The following is a 6,179-nucleotide window of genomic DNA, read 5'->3' on the forward strand; positions in this document are numbered from 1 at the left end:
AATATGAAAAAGGAAGAGCGTTTGGCAAAAGAAATCAGTGAAAAAGTCGGCGGGATTTCTAACATCGGGCGTGTTACCCATTGTATGACCCGGCTGCGCCTTCAATTAAAAAATGGTGATCAAGCAAATATTTCAGAAATCAAGGCCATTGACGGTGTGATGGGTGTCATAGACGATGAAACACTTCAAATCGTTATCGGCCCAGGGTTGGTGACAAAGGTAGCAGCTGAAATGAGCAAGCTGACCGGACTTCCAGTCGGGGAGGTAGCCGATGATGGAGATATAGCCACAAGGCAGCGGAATGAAATCAAGGCGAAAAATAACAAACCTTTCAAAAATCTGCTCCGCAAGGTCGGAAATATCTTCATCCCGTTAATTCCGGCCCTGGTTGCTTCAGGTATCATCAACGGGGTAGCGAATTTTGCTAAAAATGCCGGTGTTGATGAGAAAACAACTTGGTTACAGCTTTTGTTATTTATGGGTGGCGGGATTTTTGCCTACTTAGGTGTGCTCGTTGGCTGGAACACCGCGAAGGAATTTGGAGGGACACCTGCCCTTGGTGCCATTGCCGGTATCTTTGTTTTTAATCCTGCACTGGCGACAGTAACATTGTTTGGAGAAGCATTGGTGCCGGGCCGGGGCGGATTGTTTGCGGTTATTTTCGCAGCATGGCTGATGGCCGTAACGGAAAAGCGAGTCCGAAAATTTGTGCCCAATGCTGTCGATATCATTTTCACTCCATTAATCACGGTATTATTTGTTGGTATCTTAACACTGATAGTGATCCAGCCGGTTGGCGGATATTTGTCTGAAGGAATCACAACCGGAATCAACGCAATCCTCGATGTCGGTGGAGTGGTTGCAGGAGCGGTCTTGGCCGGAACATTCCTCCCGCTGGTTATGGTCGGTCTCCATCACGGGTTAACGCCGATCCATCTGGAGTTCATAACCACGACAGGTGTAACCCCGCTTCTTACGATTCTTGCCATGGCCGGAGCGGGCCAAGTTGGCGCATCGATCGCCGTTTATGTTAAAACGAAAAATAAGAAAATAAAAAATGTCATAAAAGGGGCCTTGCCGGTCGGGTTTTTAGGAATCGGGGAACCCTTGCTATATGGAGTAACGCTTCCGCTCGGACGCCCATTTATCACTGCCTGTCTTGGCGGGGCCATGGGCGGAGCCTTCCAGGCATTTGCAAAGACTGCCTCCGAAGGAATCGGGGTATCCGGATTGACGCTTATTCCTTTGATCGCAGACAATAAGTATATCCTTTATTTTCTTGGGCTGGTTGTTGCTTATACCTTTGGGTTTCTGTTCACTTATTTGTTTGGATTTAAAGAGGAAATGGCAGATAATATGAAATAATGGACGAAGGAGAGAAGAAATTCTCTCCTTTTCCATTTTAGGAGAATAATAGAAAGGGTGTTTAATTTGCTTGGTATATCTGTTTATCTAGGAAAGCTCAACCATTCGTCACAGGGGGATTATATAAAAGATATGTCCTGCGCAGGATTCAGGTCGATTTTTACCTCACTCCATATCCCGGAAGATGTTTCAGAACAGGATAAGGTATTATTGGAGGCTTTAGGTGAGCAGGCGAGAGAAAACGAAATGGAATTGATGGCCGATATTTCGCCCGCCACTCTGAAAAACCTAGGCTATACGTATGAAAAAATTCCGGAGATCCGTTCGCTCGGCGTAACGGGATTGCGGATGGATTACGGCATTCCTCCAAAGGTGATGGCAGAATTATCAAGAAAAATGAAAATTTCGCTGAATGCCAGTACGATCAATCAAGCATTATTAATAGAATTGGAGGAACATAACATTGATCTCTCCCAAACAGAAGCATGGCATAACTTTTATCCGCGTCCGGAAACAGGACTCGATAGAGAAAGATTCATCCAGAGAAATATATGGCTGAAGGAAAGAGGATTCACCGTGATGGCCTTCATCCCGGGGGACAAGGATTTACGGGGTCCGCTTTTTCAGGGGCTGCCAACACTCGAGGACCATAGGCATATATCCCCGTTCCATGCGGCATTAGACCTGCAAAACAATTGCCACATTGATAAAGTCCTTATTGGTGACCTGTCTGTAAATAATGAAACTTTGTCGCAGTTTTCATCCTACCAAAAAGGGTTCATTCCAATCAGGTACAAAAAAAATCAAACCGATGAAGCAACGAATCGGACGCTCCAGGCCGAGCATCGAAACAGATGGGACCAGGCTAGGGACGTTATCCGATCAGAAACATCAAGGGGCATGGCGCAAGTGACAGGCAATACATTTGAGAACGTAAACACGGTAGCCCGATCAAAAGGCTGCATTACCATCGATAATAATAAGTACGGAAGATATCAGGGGGAATTGCAGATTGCGCTTAAGGATTTGGAGCAGGATGAAAAGGTAAACGTGGTCGGGAAAGTGATCGATGAAGATGTGCCACTGCTTCCATTTATCAATGGAGGTACAAACTTCAGACTGATCGAAATATAATGTTCTGATTTGGTATGTTAGGAAATTAATTGCATGAATTCTCTTAAAGGGACACTTCAAAATCAATTATAATAGCAAGGCAAATAATTATATTAACATAAAAATAAACCGCTTGCAGAAGAATAGTAGAAAAATTAAATAAGTTCTATTAATTTAAGAGGTTATAGTAGACAAGCAATTTTACTTTTTATACAATTAAAAAGCAGTCGAATAAATAATTTCCGACATCATTTAGCAATTATTTGATGCCTGGACTGGAAAAATGGTGTACCAGGACTTAATGTGTCTGAAAATACACTCATTTTCTCAAAAATCGCATAGTCGACAAGGAGGATGGGAAATGAATATCCATGAGTATCAGGGGAAAGAAATCCTCAGAAAATACGGGGTATCCGTTCCGAATGGCCGTGTGGCATTTACTGTTGATGAAGCAGTGGAAGCTGCCAAGGAATTGGGTTCACAGGTTGTAGTCGTTAAGGCGCAAATCCATGCGGGCGGACGCGGCAAGGCCGGCGGTGTTAAAGTTGCGAAAAATCTTGACGAAGCACGTACATATGCACAGGAAATTCTGGGGAAAACGCTTGTTACGCACCAAACAGGACCAGTTGGCAAAGAAGTAAAGCGCTTACTGATCGAAGAAGGCTGCGACATCAAGAAAGAGTATTATATTGGTCTAGTATTGGACCGCGCTACTTCCTCAGTTGTCCTGATGGCTTCTGAAGAAGGCGGTACCGAGATCGAAGAGGTAGCCGAAAAGACACCGGAAAAAATCTTCAAAGAAGTAATCGATCCGGTTGTCGGCCTTACAGGCTACCAGGCTAGAAGAATAGCATTTAACATTAATATCCCGAAAGAACTTGTTAATAAAGCCGTTAAATTTATGAACGGACTCTATACAGCTTTCGTTGAAAAAGATTGCTCCATTGCAGAAATTAATCCGCTTGTCGTAACAGGTGATGGTGATGTCATGGCATTGGATGCGAAGTTGAACTTCGATTCCAACGCTCTATACCGCCATAAAGACATTTTAGAATACCGTGATCTTGATGAAGAAGATCCAAAGGAAATCGAAGCTTCCAAATATGACTTAAGCTATATTTCCCTAGATGGAAATATTGGCTGTATGGTTAATGGTGCGGGACTTGCGATGGCGACGATGGACATCATCAAGCACTACAGCGGAGATCCGGCAAACTTCCTTGATGTTGGGGGCGGTGCCACAGCTGAAAAGGTTACGGAAGCATTTAAAATTATCCTTTCTGATACAAAAGTTAAAGGCATCTTCGTTAATATCTTCGGCGGTATTATGAAGTGTGATGTAATCGCTGAAGGGGTAGTGGAAGCTGCGAAACAACTTGGCTTGCAAGTGCCGCTTGTTGTCCGTCTTGAAGGGACAAACGTCGATCTTGGTAAGAAAATCTTAAAAGAATCAGGTTTAAACATTACGCCTGCTGAATCTATGGCAGACGGTGCACAAAAAATCGTAGAGCTTGTAGGATAATAGGCAGGGGGGACCAAAATGAGCGTATTTATTAATAAAGATACAAAAGTCATTGTTCAAGGTATCACTGGTTCAACGGCTTTATTTCATACAAAACAAATGCTTGAATACGGTACAAAAATTGTTGCTGGTGTAACTCCAGGCAAGGGCGGTACAGAAGCAGAAGGCGTACCTGTATACAATACAGTCAGCCAGGCAAAAGAAGCGACTGGTGCTACTGCTTCAGTTATCTATGTCCCGGCCCCTTTTGCGGCTGATGCAATACTCGAGGCTGTAGATGCCGAGCTGGATATTGCCATTTGTATTACAGAACATATACCAGTTCTTGACATGGTAAAAGTCAAGCGCTATATGGAAGGCAAAAAAACGCGTCTTGTCGGACCAAACTGCCCGGGTGTTATCACACCGGATGAGTGTAAAATCGGCATCATGCCTGGCTATATCCATACAAAAGGGCATGTAGGCGTCGTTTCCCGTTCAGGAACATTGACATATGAAGCCGTCCACCAATTAACACAGGCTGGAATTGGACAGTCTACAGCTGTTGGGATCGGGGGAGACCCTGTAAACGGAACAGACTTCATTGATGTATTAAAGGCATTCAATGAAGACCCTGAAACATATGCAGTGATCATGATCGGTGAAATCGGCGGAACCGCTGAAGAAGAAGCAGCACAGTGGGTGAAGGCTAACATGACAAAGCCTGTTGTCGGCTTTATCGGCGGACGCACTGCACCTCCTGGAAAGCGCATGGGCCATGCCGGTGCGATTATTTCCGGGGGCAAAGGGACAGCTGACGAAAAAATCCGTGTCATGAACGAATGTGACATTAAAGTGGCTGAGACTCCATCTGTAATGGGAGAAACCTTAATTTCTGTCCTTAAAGAAAAAGGTCTATACGACAAGTGTAAGACCCATTAATTTTGCAATGATCGCCCCTCATTTTTTGTTGAGGGGCGATTTCTGTATTGAATTTTTACAATTCCTCGCAAAAAAATCCCCAAAAAGGAGTGATCTCTTTTTGAACGTAAGAGAAAAGTTAATTCATTTGCATCACTGCCGTGGTATTGGCTGGAAATCAATCCGTAAGGTTCTGGCTCACGATCCTTCGCTTAAAAATCTCTATAATTGGCCATTGAATACATGGCAGGAAATTCTCCCTCTGACCTCTTCAAAACTACAGCTGTTTTTCAAAGACCTCCACTCGCTTGATATGTTTTCACTAACCAAACAATACTCTGAAAACAAAATTGAATGTATGACGATCATGGATGAGGATTATCCCTTTTTATTAAAGCAAATATTCGATCCGCCCTGGGTGCTTTATTTAAAAGGACAAAGAACTTTATTGAGAGAAAGTCCTGCTTTAGGTGTCGTAGGATCAAGAAAGCCTTCAACGTACGGAAAAGAGGCGTTGAATTTGATTCTGCCTCCGCTTATTCACAAAGGATATGTTATCATCAGTGGAGCGGCTGCCGGAATTGACGCCCTTTCACATGAAATTTCCTTAAAGGAAAAAGGAAAGACAATTGGAGTGTTAGGCGGAGGACTTTTTCACATGTATCCAAAGGAAAACCTCCCTTTAACGCTCGAGATTATGAAAAAAGGATTGTTGCTTTCAGAGGTTCCCCCGGGAAGGCGTCCGGAGCCATGGATGTTTCCGATGCGAAACCGAATTATCAGCGGACTGTCGCAAGGTGTGTTTATAATAGAAGCAAAGCGGAACAGCGGCTCGTTAATTACGGCCGAATATGCCCTTGAGCATGGAAGAGATATATTCGCGCTGCCTGGAAATGTGACAAGTGAGCTTTCTTTAGGCTGCCACTTATTAATTCAGGACGGGGCAAAGCTTGTATTCCAGGCAAGTGATATTGAAGCCGGAATGAGCAGGGTATTTAAATAAATCATACACATCCTGAGTTCTTTATCTTTTTGCTTATCGGCAGAAACGTGTATGATTTTTTATAAGCCGATATATCATGCTATATAAGTTGAACTGAAGATTACGCATTAATAAATTTTTGGCTCATTTAAGCTCCAACAGGATAGGCCGGGGAGAAAGCGAGCTTTCTCTCGGCCTATCCTGTTGGAGCAACCTTTCAGCTTTGGCTCATTCATGTGAAACTCTGGTTTCACATGAATGAGCCAAAATTAAATCATTAAATCATTAATTATATAG

Annotated in this window: 5 protein-coding genes; all 5 read left to right on the forward strand. The window is 43.5% G+C overall.

Annotated elements, in window-relative coordinates; all coding sequences use genetic code 11:
* Window positions 1–3: 3 nt before the first annotated feature.
* On the forward strand, window positions 4–1,365 hold the full coding sequence (locus LQ216_RS16050; RefSeq protein WP_230130475.1) for a PTS transporter subunit EIIC: 1,362 nt from the start codon (window positions 4–6) through the stop codon (window positions 1,363–1,365).
* A gap of 66 nt (window positions 1,366–1,431) precedes the next feature.
* Window positions 1,432–2,499: a MupG family TIM beta-alpha barrel fold protein gene (locus tag LQ216_RS16055; RefSeq protein WP_230130481.1), complete on the forward strand. Its 1,068-nt coding sequence runs from the start codon at window positions 1,432–1,434 to the stop codon at window positions 2,497–2,499.
* Window positions 2,500–2,839: 340 nt separating this feature from the next.
* A complete protein-coding gene (sucC, locus tag LQ216_RS16060; protein WP_230130476.1) occupies window positions 2,840–4,000 on the forward strand; it encodes an ADP-forming succinate--CoA ligase subunit beta in 1,161 nt (386 codons plus the stop codon).
* Window positions 4,001–4,018: 18 nt separating this feature from the next.
* On the forward strand, window positions 4,019–4,921 hold the full coding sequence (gene sucD, locus LQ216_RS16065; RefSeq protein ID WP_230130477.1) for a succinate--CoA ligase subunit alpha: 903 nt from the start codon (window positions 4,019–4,021) through the stop codon (window positions 4,919–4,921).
* A gap of 100 nt (window positions 4,922–5,021) precedes the next feature.
* On the forward strand, window positions 5,022–5,903 hold the full coding sequence (gene dprA / locus LQ216_RS16070; RefSeq protein WP_230130478.1) for a DNA-processing protein DprA: 882 nt from the start codon (window positions 5,022–5,024) through the stop codon (window positions 5,901–5,903).
* Window positions 5,904–6,179 lie beyond the last annotated feature (276 nt).

The organism is Bacillus sp. CECT 9360, from assembly GCF_918741275.1.
Classification (GTDB): domain Bacteria; phylum Bacillota; class Bacilli; order Bacillales; family DSM-1321; genus Peribacillus.

Coding starts and splice junctions, on each gene's coding strand:
- sucD (WP_230130477.1), top strand. CDS start 4,019: ATGAGCGTATTTATTAATAAAGATACAAAAGTCATTGTTCAAGGTATC.
- sucC (WP_230130476.1), top strand. CDS start 2,840: ATGAATATCCATGAGTATCAGGGGAAAGAAATCCTCAGAAAATACGGG.
- LQ216_RS16050 (WP_230130475.1), top strand. CDS start 4: ATGAAAAAGGAAGAGCGTTTGGCAAAAGAAATCAGTGAAAAAGTCGGC.